1 protein-coding gene is annotated in these 729 nt (G+C 31.8%); it reads left to right on the forward strand.

What is annotated here, in order from left to right; genetic code table 11:
• Positions 1-729: mannose-1-phosphate guanylyltransferase (locus FUA24_RS03780; RefSeq protein ID WP_148540133.1), on the forward strand; the 729-nt coding region annotated here is incomplete at both ends.

The following is a 729-nucleotide window of genomic DNA, read 5'->3' on the forward strand; positions in this document are numbered from 1 at the left end:
GCTGTAATGATTGTGGCACCAAGTGATCATTGGATTGAAGATGAAGTAATCTTTGCCAAAAACGTACAAACAGCATTTGATTATTGTGCCGATAATGAGGCGTTAATGACACTTGGTATTCAACCAACATTTCCAAATACAGGTTACGGTTATATTGAATTTGATAAAAATGCTTCTGAAGCTATAAAAGCAGTAAATCAATTTAGAGAAAAGCCAGATTATGAAACTGCTAAATCGTTCATTTCTCAAGGTAATTTTTTATGGAATGCAGGTATTTTTATGTGGAGTGCAAAAAGCGTTGTAAAAGCTTTTGAAAGTAATCAACCCGAATTATACAAACATTTTGAAGCAGGTATTTCAGTGTATAACACAGATGAAGAAGAAGCTTTCATTAAAGAAAATTATCCGTTAGCCGAAAATATTTCTGTAGATTATGCTATTATGGAAAAATCTAATAACGTAAAGGTTATTGCTGCAGAATTTGATTGGAACGATTTAGGAACTTGGGGAAGTTTATACAATAAATTAGGCGCTAATAACAATGGGAATGCCGTTGTAAATGCCCGAACTTTAACCGAGGATGCCTCAGGAAATATGATTAGAACCAAAAACAATAAAATTGTAGTTGTAGATGGTTTAAATGATTATATTGTGGTAGATAAAGAAGATGTTTTACTTATTTATCCTAAAGCAAAAGAACAAGACATTAAAAAAGTACTTCAAAAAGTA

The sequence above is a fragment of the Seonamhaeicola marinus genome (assembly GCF_008085455.1).